Genomic DNA, 21,519 nt, shown 5'->3' with positions numbered 1-21,519 from the left:
TTGATTACCCTGTCTGCTGCTGGAGAGCCTGTTTATCGCGCCGAACGGTGCGGAAAAAGGTCGGGGAGAGACCTGTCAGCCGTTTAAACTGGTTCGACAAATGAGGAACGCTGCTATACCCCGTCTGATGCGCTATCTCGCTCAGGGATAAATCACTGTACACCAAGCGTTCTTTGACCTTATCCAACCGTCGTTCAATGATGTAGCGTTCGAGCGTTTGGCCCTCGCTGGCCGAAAAAAGGGCACTCAGCGTATCATAACTCATGCTCAGTTCGGTAGCGAGAAAATCAGAAAACCTGATCTTTCGCTCACTTAAATCATCGCGGTTCAGCGTCTGCTCAATAAGGGTTTTAATGCGTTGTATAAGCGTCACTTTAGCGTCCGATACCAATGAAAAGCCTTGTTTTTCCAGAACGGCCTGAATCCGGGCCAACTCGTCCGGGGATACCTGGCCACGTACCTGCACCTGCCCCAGTCGCACCTGAGTTACTTCCCAGCCCAAGTCTTCCAGTTCCTGTCGAACCACATCCATACACCGGGCACAGACCATGCCCCGGATCGCGAGTGGTGTTTCGTTGGTTGGTAAAGGCTGGCTACGCGTTATCATAGAGGGTACATCAGTTCATTCACTTCTCATAAACAACAATAAAGACAGCAAAGCTATTCGAGATGGCCTGGTTTTACTTGCAAGATTGCCCTCCGCTTGTTACAAAATTTTTGGAAGTGGTTCAGATTGAGGGAATCTATAAACTGGAATGCACTATTTAGGGTTAGCCTGACACAACAAACCCCTCCCGCTATGCGCCATCAACACCGATATAGGCTTCATGGATTAACCACTGCCGAACAAGCGGAAGCGGTAGAGAAAGCACTTGGTCAACAGGCTGGAATGCTGGCCGTTGTGGTTACGGTTGATCCGCCAGAAGCGGTGCTGACGGTAGAAGAACACCCGTCTGTATCCGACATACAACGTATTGTCTCACAAGTTGGGGCATTTCATGTCATGGAAGCCAAAGACTCGGCGCATCATACAGAACAGGGTATGACTTCGCATCCCGTTACGCTCCCGAAAACTGGCGATGAGGAGGCCCCGGCTGAACAGAAAGCCCTGCAACACATCGGCCACGATGGGCACAGTGGAACCATGAATCCCGATAACCATCAGGGTGGCGTTGGCATGGAACACGGGTCTATAGATCATAGCCAGATGAATCATAGCCAAATGAGCCACGCGGGCATGGATCACAGTAAAATGGGGCATGGATCGGGAGGGCATGACCACAGAGCCATGATTGCCGACTTTCTGCGCCGATTCTGGATATGCCTGATTGTGTCGGTGCCGGTAGTCGTCCTGTCAATGATGTTTCAGGAATTGGTGGGTTATCAGCTTGATTTTCCGTACCGCGAACCGCTCGTTGTGGTGCTGTCAACGGTCATCTACGTATATGGCGGCTGGCCGTTTCTAACGGGCATAGTGGGTGAACTCCGTGCCCGGCAACCCGGAATGATGACCCTGGTCGCCGTAGCCATCACAGCCGCCTACGCCTACAGTGTAGCCGTCTCGTTCGGGTGGCTGCGGGGAATGGACTTCTTTTGGGAACTGGCGACGCTGATCGACATCATGCTGCTGGGTCATTACTTAGAAATGAAGTCGGTGGCCGGGGCTTCGCGTTCCCTGGAGTTAATTGTACAAATGTTGCCTTCTGATGCCCACAAAGTAACGGGCGACATCATCACTGATGTAAACGTGACTACGCTGAATCTGGGTGACGTCGTGCTGGTGCGGCCGGGCGAACGCATTCCCACCGATGGGGCCGTTGTTGAGGGAGATAGTGCCGTCAATGAAAGTATGCTGACGGGTGAAAGTGTACCCGTGCAGAAAGCGATAAATGACACAGTCATTGCCGGGGCCGTCAATGGCGAAGGCTCGCTCAAAATTCGGGTCACGCACAAAGGTGAAGATAGCTACCTCAACAAGGTCGTTAAAATGGTCGAAGAAGCACAGCGTGCCAAGTCGCAGACCCAGACGCTGGCCGACCGCGCTGCCGGGTGGTTGACGCTGATTTCGCTGTCAGTGGGGTTGCTGACGTTGGTTGTCTGGTTAGTGAGTGGCAAAGAAGTTTCGTTCGCCGTCGAACGGATGGTCACGGTCATGGTTACGGCCTGCCCCCACGCGCTGGGGGTTGCTATTCCGCTGGTAGTCGCCATCTCAACGGCTATTTCGGCTCAAAAGGGCCTGCTGATTCGCAATCGCACGGCGTTTGAGGAGGCCCGCAAAATTACGGCGATGGTGTTTGACAAGACGGGTACGCTTACGGAAGGCGAGTTTGGCGTGACGCGGGTTCGTCTGCTGCAGGCTGATGACGAAGCGGGTTTTCTGGGCATGGTGGCGGCTCTGGAACAGCAGTCACAGCACCCCATCGCCCAGGGTATTGTCCGCGAAGCCAAAAAGCGAAACCTGGTTATGCCGACCATCACAAACTTCCAGTCCATCACCGGCAAGGGCGTGTCGGCTACCGTAGATGGTCGGCAGGTGGTGGTGGTGAGTCCGGGCTATTTGAAAGAAAAAGGCATCGAGCAGCCGCAGGATGCCTACGGCAGCGGAGCCGAAACGGTCGTATTTGTGCTGATTGACGACCAATTGGCCGGGTATGTAGCCCTGGCTGACAAAATTCGGGAAGACTCGAAGGAGGCCGTGCAGCGGTTGCAGCAGTCAGGTATCAAGGTGTATATGGCAACCGGCGACAATCAGAAGGTAGCTGATGCTGTTGCAAAAGAATTAGGTTTGGATGGGGTTTTCGCCGAGGTGCTGCCCGACCAGAAAGTGACCATCGTGAAGGATTTACAAGCTAAAGGGCAGTTCGTCGCCATGACCGGCGACGGGGTGAACGATGCCCCGGCTTTGGCCCAGGCCAACGTGGGTATTGCCGTTGGCTCCGGCACTGATGTGGCCGCCGAAACTGCCGATATTATTTTGGTCAATAGCAAACCCACCGACATTACCAACTTAGTTGAATTTGGCCGGGCCACGTACCGCAAAATGATTCAGAACCTGTTCTGGGCCACGGGCTATAACGTTGTCGCCATTCCCTTAGCGGCTGGGGTGCTGTATCCTAATTTCGTGCTTAGTCCCGCTATTGGGGCGGTGCTGATGAGTGCCAGTACGGTCATCGTGGCCCTGAACGCGCAATTACTGAAGCGGAGTTTGCGTAGTAGTAATCCGTAGCGGTTATCGCCGTCCAGGTTTAGTTATCGTTGCGGGTGTGGTCTTTGAGACCCGACGCATTTATCTCTAAGCGGAGCCTTAATTTTTTCCAGTGGGCCATGTCCGGTTTAGTATCATTAATCGGGTAATCATCAAGAGTTAGCATTTCTGCAATTCGTGCATCAAAAACATCGTCGGTAGCCATAAGTAGCTCGTTCATACCAGTCTGAATTTTTAGTCAAATCTACGAGGTTTCATCAATGGCTACCTTGTAAGATTGTGCTAAGGAATTTGTAAAATTCGGGCGTTCAGTCGTTTAACAGCGTACTGTATAACCCTAAATTCAGATAGTACATTTTATCATTCGTTATCAACTATGGTTAGCCATCGTCTTCCGTTAAGCCTGCTGGTATCACTTTTTGTCGTTTGTGCGTGTCAACCGCAGGATCAGGCGCAGGAACTGGTCAAAGAGGCTATTAAAGCACATGGGGGCGCGGCCTACAATAATAAGCGGATTGAATTTGATTTCCGTAAGTATCATGCAGTGTTGCAGCAACAGGACGGCCTGTTCAGTTATCAGCGTACCTACCGCGATTCGACGGGCAACCAGCTCGTTGAGACCTTAACCAACAATGGGTTTGTGCGTACCCTGAACGGCAAACGGCAAACGCTGGATTCGGCCCAGACCCGACGGTACAGCCAGGCGGTGAATTCGGTAGAGTATTTTGTGTTATTACCTGCCAAATTAAGCGACCCGGCGGTGCTGGCCGATTAAATCGGTGAATCGCAAATCGACGGGCAGCCCTATCACAACGTGCGCGTTCGGTTCCGGGCCGAAGGGGGCGGAACCGATTACCAGGATACCTTTTTTTACTGGTTTAATCAGCAGACGCACACGATGGACTATCTGGCTTACAGCGAGGGCGGGCCGCGTTTTCGCAAGGCTATCAACCCACAGGTAGTGGGCGGTATCCGGTTTCAGGACTATATCAATTACAAGGGCGAAAATGACGATACTACGTCGGTCGGCAACTACGACCGTCGCTACCAGGCCCGCCAACTCAGGGAATTATCCCGAATTGAGCAGAAAAACATTCGCGTTATGCCGTTGCCCTAACTCGTTCAGGATTATTCTTTTACACGTGTCAACGTCTGGCTTTTCCCCAACCAGCGCAGACCATGATACCCCGTGATCGTCAGTTGCTGATTACTAAGTCGTATGAAAGCTTCAGCCATGTGTTCCATACCCGGCATTTTTAGTTGACCTCCACGCCATTCATTTCGTTTCTTGTCATAACGCATACCCCAAATAACTATACTGCCCAATTAATTGCGTAGCTCCGGTTTCGATACATGGGTAAGTTTAGCGTCGTATTGCTCGCCTTTCCGATAGATGCTGATGTCGTTACCGTCGGTCGCACGCCACGTGCCCAAAAGGCTATCTTCAGGAGTTTGAAACGACAGAAAAGAGAAGCTTAGTCCAATGGCCAAAAGCAGTGAATTCACTTGTTTAGTACCAGGACGAAAAGGGTATCGAAGCTGCCCCGTGTAGGTACGTGGGAAATCAGGTTCTTCGGCGATGCCGATCTGCCCAATCTGTTCAGCCTGGCTCGGTGCGTCGTAGTACGTGCCGAAGAGCTTGTCCCAGATAACCAGCCAGGCCCCGTAGTTAACCTGAGCGTCTTTGTAGTCGGCCCGGTGGTGCCAGCGGTGCAGTTCGGCCACGCTGAAGAGGTGTTTCAGCCAACCGGCCCGGTAGTCGATGTTGGCGTGTTGCAGCATCATGTTGACGGTCAGCACGGCCAAAGCTCCCGCAATGACGGGCATGGGTGCCCCGATCAGTACGCATAGGATAATACCCGGCAACCCTTCCAGCACCTGATGAATCGGATGTCGTTTGTCGCCGTTCAGCCAGTAAAGCCGCTCGGAACTGTGGTGAATGGCGTGCAGCTTCCACAGCCACTCGTAACGGTGACTGAGCGCGTGAACGGCAAACAGAAAGAAGTCGATGAGGGCCAGAGCCAGCAGCACCTGCACCCACAACGGCCAGTAGGTTGGAAAAATGGCCCACAAAATTAGCGACTGCCCCAGCCAGAGAATCATCAACTGGGCCACCACTTTTATGCCGTAGTTGACCACGAAGTGAACTGTATCGAGGTTCAAATCGCCATGTTTGGTGCGTAACCACTCGGTTTCGTAGGGCAATGCCCGTTCCAGCAGTAACACCACAATGGCGGCCCCGGCAATAACAGGGAGCGTAGCCAGATAGGTATTGATGCCAGCCACCAGCAGCGCGACAATAAGCAGGAAGGAGCCTGCCCAGATAACCGGATAGAGTAGGTAGCGGAGTAGCGTGATGCGTTTGTTCATGCTTGTATTTGATAAATGACCGCTACAAAGCTCACCATTCCGCCACGGGCAGACTTGAACAAACCGGCTATTTTAGCAGTACATCGGAGGGGCGGATGCCGAACATCTCGGAAAAGGTGCGACTAAAGTGGGCTGAATCGGCAAAGCCCCCGCTGTGGGCAGCCTGCGTTAAATTTTGTCCCTGCAACACGTGCTGTACGCTGACTTGTAGTCGATTCCAGAGAACATACTTACGAATGGGGATACCCACCTGTTCTTTGAACAAGTGCATCAATCGTCCTTCCGACAAACACGCCACTTCCGTCAGTTGCCCAAGTGGCAACGGATCATCAATGTGAGTTTTTACGTAGTCCAGCACCGAGTCAATTCGCTCATCGACGCTAACGGCCAGGGCTGGTGCCGCATCCGGTATCAGCTTTGGCATCAATTGATTAAAAAGTAGGGCCAGTTCATCGGTTGTCGTGGCTTCGGCAACGGATAAGTCAACGACAAGTTGATCCAGCAGGCTCACTACGGGTTGCCCGTTCAGGTATTGGGCAAGGTGCCACCCTAAGCGGCTCTCCGGCTCTACATAGACAAAGCATTGCCAGCCATTGCCAACGAATCGGTGCGGAACATCGGCTCCCAACAGCGCAACCCGCCCCCGGTGCAGCCGCTCCGGGCCATTCCAGAACTCACAGGGACCTTCGCTGATAACCAATTCGACGGCGTGGTGCTGATGCTGACTGACGGAGGATAAGTTTCCCCGGTAAAACGCAAAGCCATCGCTCAGAAATAGCAGTGGGGAGGACGCAGGCACGACGAAACGTTTTTGAATAATACGGCAAAAACAGCTAAACGGGGAACAAAACAATCCGTTCATCCCCCGTTCAGCACTAAAGTACCACTTCTATAATTTCACGCCCACCGTCACGTAAAAATTACGGGCATCGGCGGGTAAAATGCCCGGCCCCGGATAGCCCCCGGCCCGGCGGGTGAAATAACGTTCGTCGGTCAGGTTGTTGATCCCGGCTTTAAACGAATACCGGCCTGCCAGCCGAAGCGATGCCGACAGGTCCATTACCTGGTAGGCGGGAATTGGTCCCGTCTGGGCATTGGCCGTAGCCGTTTCGGTGTTGTTGGCATCGCTGTAGGCACTGCCCACCCGGTTTAGCAAGGCCGTTAGCGTGAACGTGCGGTAGGTGTAGTTCAGGCCGAAGCGACCAATGAAGCGTGGGGCATTCTCGACCTGTTTGTCCTGTAAGTTTCCTTCCACAAGCTGACCATTCGCTACCGTAGCGGTGGGCAGGTTCAGGTAACGGGCATCGGTAAACCCCAGCGAAGCAAATAGACTAACGTACCCCACCTTTGAGCGACCGGCCAGTGCTACCACCGGGTCAATCTCGACGTAAGCCTCTACGCCTTTGCTCACGCTGCGGCCCAGATTAGTCCGGTATTGATACGGGCGGTTACTCGCATCCAGCCGGGTCAGGGTTCCGATTCGGTTGTCGTAGCTGAGGTAGTAAGCCCCCAGGTCAAAATTCAGAAACTTCCGGTAGGCTCCCCGAAAGCCCGCGTCGATGGTATAACCGCGCGCATCCTGTAGGTTCGGGTCAATTACAAAGTCGGTCAGGGCGGCTGGTGTCAGGTCGCCGAAGGTAACGGGCCGGTACGCCTGTGAATAATTCCCGTAGAACGTGGCGAACGTAGCCAGTTTGTATTCGGTGCCTACGCCGAACAGTGCAAATGCCCGGCTGCGGCTCTGGTCAACCTGATTTTCGATACCGTTGGCCGCAAAACTGTACCGGCCCGCTACACTATTATCAAGCATTTCGATGCGCACGCCGGGCGTAAGGGTCCAGCGCGGACTTAGTCGGAACAGGTTTTCCGCAAAAGCAGCTACGTTGGTGGTGCGTAGCGCAAGGGCGCGGGGGTAAGCCGCATCCTGTAGCGTGAGGTTAAAGTCTGAACCAGTATCCCCCTTGCCCTGCTGCCGCCGGTCAGTGAAGCCGTTGAAGTACTTAACCCCGGCCGATAAGGTATGCTGACGGCCCAGGGCGTTGTACTGGCTGATAAGCCGTAGTTCGCTGCCCCAGTTGCGGTAGGTGTCGCGGTCGATTGTCCGGTTCGCTAATTGACCGCCCGCATTGGGTACGTCGGCGTTGGTAATGGCACTGACAAAGCCAATCTGGTTGCGCTCGCTGAACAACCCGTGTACCTTCAGATTCAGCCGGGTGTGGTCGCTCAGGGCATAATCGACGGTGACAGACGGAACCGTCCAGGGTACGTTGAACCAGTTGCGTGTCCGCGCACTTTGCCGGGCATTCTGCGCGAACTGAGCGTCGGTCAGGCCACCCGGTTGCTGATTGACGCTATACGCCCGTGACACTTCCGCGCCAATTTTGAGCCGGTTCGACACCAAATAGCTAACCGAGGCAAAGCCGTTGAAAATGCTGTAGCGGCTATTGTCGCGCCAGCCATCGGCCCGGCGGTAATCGACATAGCCAAAATACTGCCACCGACCAGCCGACCCCCCCACCGAGTTATAGGTAGAAAATAGTCCGTAGCTGCCTACCGACTGCTGCGATTCAACGGCAATTGGTTTATCGGTCGCTGGTTTCTTGAGCACATAGTTGAGTAGTCCGCCAAATTGGGGGCCATATTGCAGTGACGCGCCCCCCCGAATAAGTTCGATGCGGTCAACGGCCTGCATAGGCGGGTTGTAATACGCTTCCGGGTAGCCAAACGGGTCGGAACTAATATCCACTCCGTTCTGTCGGACGTTGAACTCCCAGGAACGATTCGGACTAAGCCCCCGAACCGCTACGCCGACCTGCATCCCGGAGCCTTCGCTTTCCCAGACCATCACCCCCGGCGTTTTGCTGAACACCTGCCGACTGTTGTTGGTAATCAGATTAGCGTCCAATGCGCCAAGGTTAACGACCTCCGTTTTCTTGCCCGCGTAGATGGCGTTCTGACCGACTTCGGGAAGCACCTCGCGCTCGTGCAGGCCCGTTGACGCTACTACTTTCACCTCCTGAAGCTCCTGGACACTTTCACTGATGGTGATATTCAGGCTGGTTGCCTGACCGCTCGTTACTTCGGCTGATTGCTCCTGGGTTTGCAGGCCAACGCCCGTTACAATCAATACATAACGGCCTGGTGACAGGTTTTTAAAGAGGTAAGACCCATCTGGGCCGGTGCTTACCTGACGAACGGTTCCTATAAGCGACACGGTGATACCCTCCGCAGGCTGCTTGTTTCGGTCCAGCACATAGCCCTGAAGCGTACCCGACGGTTTATAGTCGGCTGCCCGCCCAACGAATGATGACAGACAAATGAGGAGTAAAGGGATTAATCGAAGAAGTACCTGCATAGTTTTATTTAGACTGATTCAAAACTACGCAAAGATAGGTGTACCATTGAAACGGGCAATCTTTTTTATAGAACTATTCTAAATAAGGAGTGTGACGGCTGTTGAACCAGCCGCCTTATTTTTCAATTATGCAACCACCACAGCCCTAAAAGCGTGAACACTATGTCGACTGCCAGGCAGCCAGTAGAACAATCCCCCCTAATACCGCGTAGAGCAACCAGTTCAAGTACTTTTTCCAGGGAGGTGTCGGCGGTACGTCACCTGTTTTGCAGCAGTCTTTCATCGCATTACACAGCCGTTGTCGTGTTCATACTTATTTGATGTTCTGTCGTTGTCAACCGTTGATTAACCCACACAGCGATTATGTATAGAAACAATACATTGTAGGTAATCAGGCTGAATGCCTGCACATAATCAGACAGATGGCTTCCCAACAGGTCGCTGGTCATCAGCCCAACGCCGATACTGATTATGGCAAACCACCGCCGTAACCGAAGCAATCCTATCTCAGTCAGGCGCTGGTACAGGCCCGTGATAACCAGCAGCAACGTAACATGATGGCCCTCCCAGGAAACACCAGCTACCAAAAGCATCGTCAGGTAGGTAGTTAGTAACACCGATAGGGGTACTATTTTCTGTCGACGTGTACGCCACGCATAGTAATACGTTGTGCTGACCAGAATCAGGCGTATGACCAGACTGATTTTTCCGACTAACGCCGGAGGCCAGCTCACGATATGATACCGAACACCATTAATATCGGGGTGGGCTGTCAGCAGCTTCGACAAGGTAGCCGATATACCGAAAGCAATCCAGTCGGTAAAGACCTTACCGCCCAGCAAAAACGGCCTAAACGTAATATGCCAGTAGTCGAAATGATCCTGAACACCCTGACTTACACCTCTAAATCCAAACAGAATAATGGCAAACGAACCGCTAAATACCAGCACCCAACTAATTGTGTGCCGGGGCCTGCGAATGAACAGTATTCCGATGAGTAACAAGGGCATTACTTTCACCCAGGTGGCTAACGTAAGCAACCCTAAGCCAATGGTTTGCCGGCCTTTCAGATACCAATAAAGCCCCCCAATGCTGGCCAGGGCGACCAGTTCGTTAACATTTACCCAGACAATATTATGCCAGAAATAACGAATTGTTGCCACAGCCCCAACCAGCATAGCCGACTGCAAGGCGGCTCCGGGAAAGTAGATACCCAAAAAGCGGTAAGTAAGCCATAGCAAAGCCAGCCATGCCATAAAATTAAGAAACGTAAATAGCCCAACGGCTACCGGAAAGGGGAATAAAGCCAAAAACTGGCAAAACAGAACGGCTATTGGCGGATATAGAAACTCCTGTGATCCGGGAACCGGGTCATAAAGCGGCTGGTCGTTTAAAAACTTACCCCCAACGGCCCAGTAGATGTAAGCATCTCCGTTGGCATCCTGTGTCTGAGCTTCACGAATGGAAAATATAACGGACAGTACGAAAAATGCGAGCAGTGCATACCAATATCGTCGGGCAACACGGGCAAAAGGAGTCATGGGTTACAGTGTTTTTAAGATTTAAAACTACTTATTCAACAATTTCTCCAGACATTGATCTATTTCTGAAACAGAGACATATATATCGTCTTCCAGTCCTTCAGCCCAACCTCCCGTTTCGGCTGGACCGTGAAAGTAAGCTGAATAACGAAGGCCGAGTTGTTCCGCCATATTTCGGTAGAAGTCGGGGAAATAAGTCGGTGCAAACAATTCAAACAGATGCGTACCGGGCTGGCACCAAAGGATGTTAACGAATGAAGCCCCGTGAGGGCCAATGATAAAACCGGCATTTTGGTAAATAGCTATCTGTTCAGCCACTGAGCGCGGTTTGTCCTCGATCACCTCAATATGATATTGTAGTAGGAGGTTGATTAAGTCAGGTTCATTGCGTACCCGACGACGACCCGCCCGACTAATATATATCCGGTTTCGTTTGCCGGTTGGTGGCGGTAGTTTAGGTAAGATATGTTTACGGAGCGCATCGATATCCGCTTTATTTGGATAAAACCAGTGGCCCGTATTGGCTAATACACATTGCTCGAAACGCACCTGCGTCGTGCGGCTGTCCAGTAGGCGGGTCGGCTCTATGCCCAGTAAGGAAAGATACTCCCGTTCGTAAGCCGTTTTAAACAACGGGTATGCGACAAGGGCTTCCTTGAATAGGGTTTCAGGAATGGCGTCTTTTATCCGGGCTAACTTCCCCGCCACCAACATCACAAAGTCATAATAGCCGCCCCAAACTACGCCATCTAAGTAATGACTCCAGGGAGCTATCAAGGCTGTGCTGCTGATCTGCTGACGTTTTTTTCGGTGGAGGACGTTCCGGTAGAAGTCATCCGTATTGATGTCGGTGCAGAGAACGTGCTGTTTGTCACGAATACTCCCATAGGGCAGTTGCGAGAACGCCCCGTTGGCCTGTTCCACTAACCAGACCGACACGGGTTCGCTCTCGTCCTGGGTGGCCGCAAAATACACCTTCGACGGATCGGCGAGGTCAATGACTTCCGTTAGGGAAAGCCGATTGGCTGGGTACATACTCCGCTGGTAAGGGGCAAGATAAGCGGCTGTTTGGGGCTTGTCCAGAAACTGAACGCCAAGTCGGCGATAGAGCCAACGGGAGCCTCTACTTAGTACCCGTTTAACCAGCTTGATGGGTAAGCGGGTAAGTTGTCTGTTCATTGACTGAAACAAAGATGTTCGGATGGGTAGAGGTGCAGCCATAGACGTTACTTTTTAAGCCAGTAGTACGACGCGAATGGTCAATTAATTTCTTCCTTCGTTTCCCCGCAGGTCAGCATCTGATTCCCGAAATACGGGTTGCGAATAGGCTTTTTGTCGCTAAGCCAATAGCTGCCTTTGTTGTTGAGGGCCATGGGGCAGAACTGCCGATACACCGGTTTGTCAGTCACGCCAAACGCTTTGACGCTCCGGTACAATCCATCCTCAAACTGCGCGTAGGCGGTTCGTTGTTTTTCCAGATCAGTGGTCGTGTTAAGGGCTTTCAGGCCCGCGCTCATGGTGTTCAGGTACGTCATCCAATCCGTATGCGCCTGCCCGGAAAGTTGCATCATGTTTACGCCTGACAACGCTTTTTCGACCCCGCCCGCAGCGGCCTTGCTTTGGCCTGGGTTGGAGCCGACAAAGGCTTCCGTCAGTTTCAGCGAGGCTTCGTACACAGCGGTTAGTTGCTTCTTAAACCCTTCAGGGGCTTTGTGGCTCTTTGGGGCTACCGTTTCAGCAACGGGCCGGTCGGAAGGCCGCATCCCCGCCGGTGCGGTGGGATTTGCTTCCGTATTTGGCGTGGATTTTACGCCTTCCTCATCGGGCTTGGCCGTAATCGGGTTGATGCCCTTTTTAAGAATCAGTTCGCTGTACAGCAGATAGGCCCCCGACATAGCCACCGATTCGTCGCCGGTAAGCCCTTTTGTGATAGCGACCTGCTGATCGGTTTCGGTACCCGTCTCGACACGTCGCGGTTGAAAGATTCCCTGACCGGTCTGCACGAACACGACGGCTCCATCGCCCGCCCGCACCACGGCATCGACCGGCAACGTTAGCCCGCGCTGCACACCGTGCCGAAGCAGCACCCGTGTCTGCTGACCGGGCTGGAAACGTCCCCCCGGATTGGGCAGCACCGCCCGCATCACCAGTACCTGACTACCGGCCCGGTATTCGGGGTTAATAAACGTCACCCGCGCATTCATCATCGGACTGTTTTCATAGCCCACCACCTGTACCGGCACCCGGTCACCTACTTTCACAAACCGGGCTTCACCCGCATACAATTCGGCTTCGACCCAAAGCTGGCCCAGGTTCGCCAATCGATACAGCAATGCCCCTTCACCCACGTACTGTCCCTCGCTGGCCTCAATTTCCGTAACCGTGCCACCCGCCGGTGCCACAAATGGAATGCGCGGCTGTACTGTCCGGGTTTTGGCTAACCCGGCAATCTGTTCAGCGGTCATGCCATACAGTTTAAGTTTCTGTTCAGAAGCCCGGCGAAAGTCTTCATAGCGTGGTTCGTTCAGTTCTTCGACCTGCCGGAGGGCTAACAGGTATTCCTGCTGCTGAGTAAGCAGGGGTTCGCTGTAAATCTCATACAGTACCTGCCCTTTGCGGATGGGCTGACCCGTCTCTTTCACATAGAGCCGCTCAATACGGCCCGCTACCCGGCTGCTGATGACATCCGTTTGTTGCTCATCGGCGGCAAGCCGGGCGTTCAGAATGGTACTATTACCAATATTGCCCGACGCTACCGGCTGAACCATCACGTTGGCAAGCTGCATTTGGCTTTCGCTAAGCATAATCTCTGTGGCTTTTTCGCCGGTCTTCGCCACCGGCACCAAATCCATGCCGCAGATGGGGCAGGAGCCGGGCTTGTCCTGGACAATTTGCGGGTGCATGGGGCAGGTGTACGTAATTTTTTCCGCCCCGTCTGGCCCGTGATTATGGCCGCCATGCTCGTCGCTGGCGGCTATGCGGGTCGAATCATCATTTTTTGTTGTGGCCTTTCCACCCGACTGGCAGGCGGTATTGAGCAGCACCAGCAGGGCTGCCCAGCCATATATCCATCGTTTACTCATGGCTATTTCGTGGTTGCTGCGTTGACAAAACTTTCGCTGTCAATTAAAAATTGGGCATTGCGGGCAACAACCTGCTCATCGGTCAGCCCTTTTGTAATGGCAATGTACCCACCTGCCTGCTGGCCGGTCTGTACCCGCACGGGCCGGAAGGTATTGGAAGCGTCTTGCTGTTGCACAAAGGCGACCTGCTCGTTGCCTAAATCGAGTATGGCCGTAGCGGGTAGCCAAAGCTCCTCTACGCCCGACCGCCGAAGCGTAGCGCGGGCCAGTTGGCCTACCCGCACGGAGTTACCCCCCGGCAGATACGCCCGTACCGTAACGAACTGTCCGTTTCCTTCGATGAAAGGCACCACAAAACTGACCCGCGCCCGGCGCATAGCCTCGCCCGTCTGGTCGAACGAAATGGTCAGTTCGTCGCCGGGTTTGATGCCAACCGCATCGCGGGCGTAGAGCCGAAACTCGGCCCACAACCGGCTGGGGTTAACCACCCGGAATAAGGTTTGTCCGGTTTGTACATATTGCCCCTCGCGGAGTAGCAACGAACCACCGGCGGCCCCACTCCCCGGCGCGGGAGTTGGTGTAGCGAACGTGATTTCATCCGTAGTCGGCGGGGTTCCCCCGCCCGACATACCGCCCCCCATTCCACCACTGGCTCCGGCACTACCCATGCCGCCAGCAGCAGGCATAGCCGGATCGCCGGACTGCCCCGACGGCGCACCCGCCGATTCTTCAACGACGTACCCGTCATAGGGACTGTACACGGCCAGCGCGTAGCTAGGCTTCCGGCTGCGGGTTAGTTCGTCAATCTGCCCGTCGGTTAAGCCAAGCAGCCGTAGCTTCTGCTTCGCTGCGGCAATCAGGGGGGCATTCCCCGCGTCAGCATCGAGTAAATAGAGCAGTTCGCGCTGGGCCGTGACGATGTCGGGGCTGTAGAGTTCGAGTAGTTTCTGGCCTTTACGGATGGGCTGGTAGTTGACCCGGACATACAGCTTTTCGACCCGACCGCCAAACCGGGCCGGAATCGAGTAGAGCCGCCGGGTGTCGTAGGTCACAATGCCGTTGGCCTGCACGGATACCGAGGCCGTGCGCTGTTCGGGCTGCACGGTCGCGATGTTAGCCACTACCACCGAGTTTGTGGGTTGTAACAGGGCTTTGAGGTCGGCATTGACCGTCAGGCTGTCGCCACCAGTGGTCACTTTTGTCACCAGATCCATTCCGCAGATGGGACACGAACCAGGCTTGTCCTGCACAATTTGTGGGTGCATGGGGCAGGTATATTCGTCGTGGTCCGACTCAACCGCCCCCGCTGTACCATGCTGATGGCCTGTCTGATTTGGGTTAGCTGGTGCCGTTACTTCTTTGTTGTCGTTGTTTGCCTGGCAGCCTGCCAGCAGAAGCAGGGCAAGTCCGACGAGGCAGGCCATTGGCCCCAGCCTGTTCTTATTTCTCCAGTTCTCGCTCATAGCTCACAATCATGCGATAATAGTCTTGTAGGCGCGTCAGGTAGTCCATCTGCGTCATATTCAGCGTTTCCCAGGCATCAATGACGAGGGGTAGTTCGCCTTTATTCTGCTCGTAGTTAATCAGTTGGGTATCGTAGTTTTTGCGAAGCGTCGGAATGACCCGCCGTTCGTAATTTGCCAACTGAATGTTCATGTTCCGTATGTCGGTCAGCATCTCGGCTACCATGCCCTGCGTTTCGTTGAGCATGCCTTCGCGTTCGTAGCGCATGGCTTCAATGTCCTGCTGCATTCCCTTGATCTCGGCTTTGTACATCCGGGAGGCCCAGGGTACAATCGGTATCGAAATCATGCCCATCAGCGTAAACTGGGTGGGCATCATGCTCTTCACGCCCGAAAAGGGTTGCATATGGTCGAAACGGATGCGGAAGTCGGGCCGGGCCTGCGCTTTCTGCGATTCGATACCCGCCTGCATACTCAGAATCTGTTTGTCCATGCGGAGAATATCGCTGCGTCGGCCACCAATCTCTTCGGTTGTCGGAACAACGGGCTGAGGCTGTGCCGGGCGGTAGGTCGTGTCGATTTGGAACGGTTCAGTTTTGGGCCGGTTCATCAGCGTATTCAGCCCGATGCGTTTGCGCTCAATTTCGGCCTCGGTCATCGTGACCATGTTGTCCAGTTCGTAGAGCCGCCCTTCCGCCTTGTAGATATTGCCCAAACTGCCCTGTTGATAGGGGTAGCGGATGTCGGCCAGCTTTTTCATCAATTGCAGAATGCGCTTATTTTCGGCCAGCACCCCCCGCCGTTTTTCCAGCACGAGCCAGTCGAAATAGAGTTGCTTGGCATCGGAGCGCAGCCGGTTGAGCGTGATGCCCCGCCCGGCTTCTTCTACGCCTGCTTTCGATTGCTGGTAGATGCGGGTAGCCCGTTGCTTAAAAGGATTCGGAATATCCTGCTCGACAGACACCATCCCGAAGCCCTTATCGCGCTCGTCCATAATCATCTGCATCGGATACGGTGCCATAAACGTACCCACGCCCACCATCGGGGCCATCCAGCTACGCGCGCCCTCGGCGTAAGCGCGGGCGGCAGCGGCCCGACTGCCAAATGGTTTTAGCAACGGATTGTACTGGTCGATGTGGGTCAGTACACTGTCTAAGGCCAGCACCGGGCCTGATGAGACAGTGGCCGAAGGCCGCACGTATTGGTCAGTCCCCGTCAGCGACTGCACGGCTGATGGTTTCGGCTGGGGCAATGTTGGCAGAGGCTGCGTCTGGCTGAATACAACCTGCGTTGCCAGCAGCGCGGCAAGCAGCCCGTTAGTGAGAGGCTTCCAGCACATCCAGTTTACCAAATTTTTTAAGTTCATACTCTTTTGTCAGTAAAAAAATTAGCGGAGTCACCAACAGAATGTGCGTGGAGGAGGTCAATACCCCCCCGATCATGGGCAGCACGATGGGCAGCATCACGTCGCTCCCAACCCCCGATGCCCACAGCACCGGCACTAAGCCGAACAGGGCCACCGATACGGTCATGATTTTGGGTCGAAGCCGTTTGGCCGCGCCGTTAATAACGTATTCGCGTAGTTCGTCACGGCTGATAGTCTCGCGGGAGTTGCCGCGTTTGGCGACCAATTGTTTCATGGCATCGTTGAGGTAGATCACCATCACTACGCCCGTTTCGACCGCAATTCCAAATAGGGCGATAAAACCTACCGCCACGGCCACCGACAGGTTCACCCCGTAGAAATAGACCATGTAGGCCCCGCCGATCAGCGCGAAGGGAATCGTAATCAAACTCAGAAACGCTTCCCGTGCCGAGCCAAAAGCGAGGTAGAGCGAGAGAAAAATGATAACCAGCACCACGGGGGCAATAATCAGCAACGTTTGCTTACCCCGAATCAGGTTTTCGTACTGCCCGCTCCATTCCAGAAAATAACCGTTGGGCAGTTTCAATTCTTTCCCTACTTTATTGATGGCTTCCTGCACCGTACCCCCCAGATCGCGGTCACGAACATTGAACATCACCGCCCCCCGTAACAGGGCATTGTCGGAGGTAATCATCGGGGGGCCATCCTCGAACTTCACCGTCGCCACTGCCGAGAGCGGAACCGTACCGAATGCGGCCGTAGCGATGGGAATGCGCCGGATGCGTTCGATGCTGTTGCGGTAATCCTGCGCCAGCCGCACGTTGATCGAGAATCGCCGTCGTCCTTCGATGGTCTGCCCGATGGGAGAGCCGCCAATGGCCGATTCAACCACGCCATTCACGTCGTCCACGCTCAATCCGTAGCGGCCCAGGGCCTCGCGGTTTGCATCAATAGTCAGATACTTGCCGCCCGTGACGGGTTCGACGTACAGGTCTTTCACGCCCGGAACGCCTTCCAAAGCTGCTTTCACCTGTTCCGAGACGGCGTAAATGCTGTCGAGCGACTGCCCGTGTACTTTGATGCCTACGTCGGTACGAATACCCGTCGAGAGCATGTTGATGCGATTGATAATGGGCTGTGTCCAGCCGTTAACCACGCCCGGAATCTGAAGTTTGGCATCCAACTCGTTGATGAGGTCTTTCTTAGTGATGCCTTCCCGCCACTGCGTTTTGGGTTTGAGCATGATGATGGTCTCGATCATACTAATCGGTGAGTTGTCGGTTGCCGTCGATGCCCGTCCTGCTTTCCCCAACACCTTATCGACTTCCGGCACCGACTTAATCAACTTATCCTGCACCTGCAAAATCCGTTTAGCTTCGGCGTTCGATACGTCGGGTAGCGTAACCGGCATGAACAGAATGCTTTGTTCGTCCAACGGCGGCATAAACTCCGAACCCAGACTCATCAGCATTGGTATACTAATAGCCAGGGCTAACAGGTTGATACCAATGGTCGTTTTGCGCCAGCGCATTACCCAGCGAATAATGGGTTCATAGATCCGCTCCAGAAAGCGGTTGATCGGATTGGCATGGTCATCCTTGAAGCGGCCCTTCATGAACAGCGACAGCATGACCGGGGCCAGCGTTACGACCAGCACCGCATCAACCAGTAGGATAAACGTTTTGGTCCAGGCCAGTGGGTGAAATAACTTTCCTTCCTGCCCGGTCAGCAGAAACACCGGCAGAAACGACGTGATGATGATGATAGTTGAATAGAACACCCCCCGCGAGACCTGAATACTTGACCGCTCGATGATCGCCAGCCGTTCTTCGTCGGGAATTTCGACGTAATTCTTAGGTCCGAAGCCGAACCATTTCTTTATCTTCTTCCACATGATATTAGCGCGTTTGCGGGGTTGGTTTAACCGGGCCGGTGCGCCGGAGCGACGATCCGGGGTCCGACTGCCCATTAATATACTCCCCTTGTCCGTTGCCATTCGTAGCCGATACCGTACCCGATTGTTTCCCATCCTGTTCTGCCGTTAACTCAGCCTGCCGGGTCGCTAAGTTTTTATAGGCATTTTCGGCCATGATAATGCCGTTATCGACGATTACCCCGATAGCCAGCGCGATGCCCGTCAGGGACATGATGTTGGAGGAGATGTCGAAGGCGTTGAGCAGGATAAAGCTCGTGGCGATGGTGATCGGAATCTGAATAATGATGCTGATGGCCGACCGCCAGTGCAACAGGAACAGAATCACCACCAGCGACACCACAATCATTTCTTCAATGAGTGTATGGGTGATGGACGCAACCGATTCCTGAATCAGCCCGCTGCGGTCATAGACGATGTTGAACGTTACGCCTTCGGGCAGTCCCTTAGCGACCTCTTCCATCTTCTTTTTAACGTTGCCAATCACCTCGTCGGCGTTCTCGCCGTAGCGCATCACCACAATACCGCCCACAGCCTCACCCTGCCCGTTCAGATCGAAGATGCCCAGCCGGGTTTCGCCCGTCATCTGAACCGTCGCTACGTCGGCCACGCGCACGGGGACGCTACTGATGGTCTTGAGCGGGATGTTCTGGATTTGCTCGACCGATTGCAGATAGCCCGTTGTTTTGATGATGTAGCCGATGCCGCTGAGTTCAAACTTGCGGCCCCCGGCTTCGTTGTTATTGGACCGGATCGCCCCGATCACCTGCGGTACGGACAAACCATAGTAGGTCAGTTTGTTGGGGTCCAGCGTCACCTGGTACTGCTTTTGAAACCCACCGAACGACGCGATTTCGGCCACGCCCGGTACGTTCTGCAACCCAAACTTGACGTACCAGTCCTGTACGGCCCGCTGTTCGCCGAGGTCCATGCCGGGCGCGTCCAACGTGTACCACAGAATATGGCCCACACCTGTTCCATCGGGGCCAAGCGTGGGCGAAACGCCCCCCGGCAGCAGCCGGGCCGCATAGTTGAGCCGTTCCAGTACCCGCTCCCTGGCCCAATACACCTCCGTGTCGTCGTTGAAAATGACATAGACGAAACTCATGCCGAACATCGACGTACCCCGCACGTATTTCACCTGCGGAAGACCCTGGAGGTTCGTTACCAATGGGTAGGTAATCTGGTCTTCGATGAGCTGCGGAGAGCGGCCCATCCATTCGGTAAAGACAATGACCTGATTCTCCGACAGATCGGGAATTGCATCAATCTTACTCGTTCTGACGGAGTACACCCCCCATCCAAACAGCCCGGCTGCAATCAGCAGGACGATGAATCGGTTGCGTATGGAGAATTTAATTAAGCCCTCAATCATTGGGGTAGAATGGTTAAGCGATAAGCAAACAGTATATAACAGAATAACTCAGCAACCGGCGAAATGGCCCAATAAAGCCCCGCTCAGTCAATGAGTTGATAGAAAAACCAATAAATTCAGATAAGCAGAGTACGCAGACGCAGAAACACATCGCGCTCGAAGGGGGGGGAATCGTAGCTGTGCGACGGGCGCGTAGCTGCATCATGGCTGGCTACCAGCAGAGAGCGGAGCCACTGATGATAGACCCGTACCAGCGAAGGCTGATCATTGAGAACATCCTGAGCGGGTGCCACCGATACCCGAACCGAAACATCAGCCGGGTTCACCGTTGACGAGCAGGCTTTAGGCGCGCAGGATGCGGCAGATTTTGGGCTACCAGCAGCGTTGGTCGAATGACCAGCCGAACAGCAACAGGTGCAGGCGGATTGACTATGGCAGGTGCGTTCGCCAACAGGCCGGAAGCCACTGAGTACCAGCGTTAACCAGAGTACCCAACTTACCAACCCTATGTTTTTAATTGTTCGCACCAATCACCGTTTTTTAATGAAATCGATTTAGCACAAAAGTAGTGCAAAACCGAACAGGCTGAGTTATAAGATTAGCGCCAGTTTATTATAAAATAATCGGGATTCTAACCGAAATGAACACATCTATCCGTTGGCTAAAGCTGGTTGGTGTCCAGGGTTCTATATCAGACATCAACCAGCTTTAAACAAAAGGTCACTTATTTAACAATTCGGCTTTGTAACCGGCCTGCTGCACCGCCTGCTGTACCTGCTCGGCCAATACGCCATCAGCCTGTACCGTCAGCACTTTATCGGGGTTGGCCGTATCGACCTGCCAATGCTGGGCACCAACCGTTTTGTCTAAAAATGGGGTAACGGTAGCGACACAGCCGCCACACTTAATGTTCGTTTTAAACTGAATTGCAGATTGTGTTGTGGTTTCCATTTGTTTCACGAATTATCGGGTGAACTGCGGACAAAGGTCTGCCATTCGCAACCCGGATGCGTTACACAATTTCGGGCAGGGCTTGTAAAATCTGTCCATCTTTAGTTTATCCCAACGGGAGCCATAACCAACCTGTGCGGCTCCTGGCCCATTCGGGTGTCCCGGAGAGCCAAAAAATGGGCGGGTGGCAAGCCTCGCTCGGCATCTAAGTGCCTGATTAGATGGGCTTCGTTCCGATAGCCGGTTTGCCGAGCTATTTCGGTTATCGTTGCGTTGGAGTACGTGAGCCGTTCAATGACCTTGTCTAAGCGTTGCAACACGACGTACCGACCGAATGTCATGCCTTCGGTCGCCAGAAATAAATCGTTAAGCTGTTCATAGGGGCAACGGGTCTGTTCGCGGAGGTGTTTCAGCAGGCTGCGAAGCGGCAGCGACCGTTGGGCCAGGCTATTGGCTAACCCGTTTTTGGCGTGTTCGATTACCTGCTGTTCCCGCTCATCCAGCAGAAAAACTCCCCAGGCACCAAGCAGTGGCTCCAGGTTGAGCCACGACCCCGTTTGCTGCAGCGTAATTCGTCCCGGACGAATGGCGGTGACCCGAAACCCGGCTTCCGAAAGTTCGTGACGAATACGCTCCACCAACCCTATGTTGGTCAGCCCTTTAACCGGCACGATAGTCAGGCCGCTGTTCATATATCTTCTCTCCCTGTTCATCGAACAAAAATGGGGAAACGAACCGGCTTTTGTTCTACAAAATTTTGGCCTCTCTTTACAGTTTTTTGCGAAATGAACTAATCCAAAAATTTTACAACTCTACCGTTGAACAACCGCGTTAGAGCAAGGTTCTAAACAGTTAGAAACAACCATTTCTTTTAACG

17 protein-coding genes and 1 pseudogene are annotated in these 21,519 nt (G+C 53.8%); 2 read left to right on the top strand and 16 right to left on the bottom strand.

Going from position 1 to position 21,519, the window contains the following annotated elements; all coding sequences use genetic code 11:
* Positions 1-4 precede the first annotated feature (4 nt).
* Positions 5-607 (bottom strand): helix-turn-helix domain-containing protein, encoded by a 603-nt coding sequence (locus B1C80_RS24510; protein ID WP_012931315.1) that lies wholly within the window; start codon positions 605-607, stop codon positions 5-7.
* Between the two features lie 537 nt (positions 608-1,144).
* On the opposite strand from B1C80_RS24510, the gene B1C80_RS24505 reads away from it, so the two are divergent.
* Positions 1,145-3,226 carry a heavy metal translocating P-type ATPase gene (locus tag B1C80_RS24505; RefSeq protein WP_201723587.1) on the top strand — a complete coding sequence of 694 codons (2,082 nt, stop codon included), beginning with the start codon at positions 1,145-1,147 and terminating at the stop codon, positions 3,224-3,226.
* A 19-nt stretch (positions 3,227-3,245) separates the two neighbouring features.
* Here B1C80_RS24505 and B1C80_RS24500 read toward each other — a convergent pair whose 3' ends face one another.
* Positions 3,246-3,425: a hypothetical protein gene (locus B1C80_RS24500; protein ID WP_077923854.1), complete on the bottom strand. Its 180-nt coding sequence runs from the start codon at positions 3,423-3,425 to the stop codon at positions 3,246-3,248.
* Positions 3,426-3,581: 156 nt separating this feature from the next.
* Here B1C80_RS24500 and B1C80_RS29035 point away from each other — a divergent pair.
* A pseudogene (locus B1C80_RS29035) lies at positions 3,582-4,322 on the top strand (DUF6503 family protein).
* An 11-nt stretch (positions 4,323-4,333) separates the two neighbouring features.
* Here B1C80_RS29035 and B1C80_RS29030 read toward each other — a convergent pair.
* From B1C80_RS29030 to B1C80_RS24425, 14 genes are all read right to left on the bottom strand, one after another.
* Positions 4,334-4,531: a DUF2147 domain-containing protein gene (locus B1C80_RS29030; protein WP_077923853.1), complete on the bottom strand. Its 198-nt coding sequence runs from the start codon at positions 4,529-4,531 to the stop codon at positions 4,334-4,336.
* Positions 4,532-5,575 carry a sterol desaturase family protein gene (locus tag B1C80_RS24485; RefSeq protein ID WP_077923852.1) on the bottom strand — a complete coding sequence of 348 codons (1,044 nt, stop codon included), beginning with the start codon at positions 5,573-5,575 and terminating at the stop codon, positions 4,532-4,534.
* Between the two features lie 67 nt (positions 5,576-5,642).
* Entirely contained in the window at positions 5,643-6,374 is a 732-nt protein-coding gene (locus B1C80_RS24480; protein WP_201723584.1) for an AraC family transcriptional regulator, read from the bottom strand.
* A 90-nt stretch (positions 6,375-6,464) separates the two neighbouring features.
* Positions 6,465-8,930, bottom strand: coding sequence for a TonB-dependent receptor (locus tag B1C80_RS24475; protein ID WP_077923851.1), 2,466 nt, complete (start codon positions 8,928-8,930; stop codon positions 6,465-6,467).
* A gap of 287 nt (positions 8,931-9,217) precedes the next feature.
* Positions 9,218-10,471, bottom strand: coding sequence for a glycosyltransferase family 87 protein (locus B1C80_RS24470; protein ID WP_012931308.1), 1,254 nt, complete (start codon positions 10,469-10,471; stop codon positions 9,218-9,220).
* Between the two features lie 27 nt (positions 10,472-10,498).
* Positions 10,499-11,650: a DUF563 domain-containing protein gene (locus B1C80_RS24465; RefSeq protein ID WP_012931307.1), complete on the bottom strand. Its 1,152-nt coding sequence runs from the start codon at positions 11,648-11,650 to the stop codon at positions 10,499-10,501.
* A gap of 80 nt (positions 11,651-11,730) precedes the next feature.
* Positions 11,731-13,554 carry an efflux RND transporter periplasmic adaptor subunit gene (locus B1C80_RS24460; RefSeq protein ID WP_012931306.1) on the bottom strand — a complete coding sequence of 608 codons (1,824 nt, stop codon included), beginning with the start codon at positions 13,552-13,554 and terminating at the stop codon, positions 11,731-11,733.
* Between the two features lie 2 nt (positions 13,555-13,556).
* Positions 13,557-14,978: an efflux RND transporter periplasmic adaptor subunit gene (locus B1C80_RS24455; protein WP_012931305.1), complete on the bottom strand. Its 1,422-nt coding sequence runs from the start codon at positions 14,976-14,978 to the stop codon at positions 13,557-13,559.
* A 16-nt stretch (positions 14,979-14,994) separates the two neighbouring features.
* A complete protein-coding gene (locus tag B1C80_RS24450) occupies positions 14,995-16,383 on the bottom strand; it encodes a TolC family protein (protein WP_236648908.1) in 1,389 nt (462 codons plus the stop codon).
* Positions 16,334-18,277 (bottom strand): efflux RND transporter permease subunit, encoded by a 1,944-nt coding sequence (locus B1C80_RS24445; protein WP_041618066.1) that lies wholly within the window; start codon positions 18,275-18,277, stop codon positions 16,334-16,336. The genes B1C80_RS24450 and B1C80_RS24445 overlap by 50 nt, the downstream gene beginning before the upstream one ends.
* 4 nt (positions 18,278-18,281) lie before the next feature.
* Complete coding sequence (locus B1C80_RS24440; RefSeq protein WP_041618065.1) at positions 18,282-19,691, bottom strand: efflux RND transporter permease subunit; 1,410 nt, start codon at positions 19,689-19,691, stop codon at positions 18,282-18,284.
* 116 nt (positions 19,692-19,807) lie between these two features.
* Entirely contained in the window at positions 19,808-20,017 is a 210-nt protein-coding gene (locus B1C80_RS24435; protein WP_012931303.1) for a hypothetical protein, read from the bottom strand.
* A 394-nt stretch (positions 20,018-20,411) separates the two neighbouring features.
* The gene (locus tag B1C80_RS24430; protein WP_012931302.1) at positions 20,412-20,642 is read right to left on the bottom strand and encodes a hypothetical protein; all 231 of its coding nucleotides are present in this window, start codon (positions 20,640-20,642) and stop codon (positions 20,412-20,414) included.
* A gap of 101 nt (positions 20,643-20,743) precedes the next feature.
* A complete protein-coding gene (locus B1C80_RS24425; RefSeq protein ID WP_012931301.1) occupies positions 20,744-21,334 on the bottom strand; it encodes a helix-turn-helix domain-containing protein in 591 nt (196 codons plus the stop codon).
* Positions 21,335-21,519 lie beyond the last annotated feature (185 nt).

Origin of the sequence: Spirosoma sp. 209, from assembly GCF_002006735.1 — a bacterium.
Lineage (GTDB): Bacteria > Bacteroidota > Bacteroidia > Cytophagales > Spirosomataceae > Spirosoma > Spirosoma sordidisoli.
This window is presented reverse-complemented; position numbering and strand designations above follow the sequence as displayed.